The sequence below is a fragment of the Acidiphilium sp. genome, assembly GCF_049977125.1.
In the GTDB taxonomy this organism is placed as follows: Bacteria; Pseudomonadota; Alphaproteobacteria; order Acetobacterales; family Acetobacteraceae; genus Acidiphilium.
Genome location: NZ_JBMFGY010000267.1, coordinates 2,395 through 2,905, shown reverse-complemented (window position 1 = coordinate 2,905; position 511 = coordinate 2,395). Strand labels below are relative to the sequence as shown.

At 61.6% G+C, this 511-nt stretch carries 1 protein-coding gene; it reads right to left on the bottom strand.

Features of this window, described 5'->3' with window-relative positions; translation table 11 throughout:
• Positions 1 to 393 (bottom strand): hydantoinase/oxoprolinase N-terminal domain-containing protein (locus tag ACP5E6_RS17870; RefSeq protein ID WP_427956556.1); only part of this gene is annotated, 393 nt, incomplete at its 3' end.
• Positions 394 to 511 lie beyond the last annotated feature (118 nt).

Genomic DNA, 511 nt, shown 5'->3' with positions numbered 1-511 from the left:
GCGCTCGTAGAGCATGCCCGGCAGTCGGATATCGAATTTGAACAGATGCGGCCGCGCCTGGGTGCCGATGCGCAGCAGATCGCCCAGACCGCGATCGATCAGCAGCAGCACGCGCGCCCCCTTGCGCTCCAGCAGCGCATTGGTCGCAACCGTGGTCCCCATCTTCACCGCCTCGATCGCGCCATCCGGCATCGGCTCATCCGCACCGAGCCCCAGGCAGGTGCGAATCCCCGCGATCGCGGCGTCGGCGTAGCGCGATGGATCGTCCGACAGCAATTTCAGCGTCCGGCGGGCACCATCCGGGGCGGTGGCCACGATATCGGTGAAGGTGCCACCACGATCGATCCAGAACCGCCAGCGCGCGTCGGGTCGCTCGGGAGCCGTTACTGCCATGGATGAACCTCTATCGTTGAAACGGACGATCAAGGCCATCAGCCTGCCACAGCAAAATTTGATTGACAATCTGCCGGTAATTTGTCGATATAAAATTCTGAAATTCGATTGCTTCTCG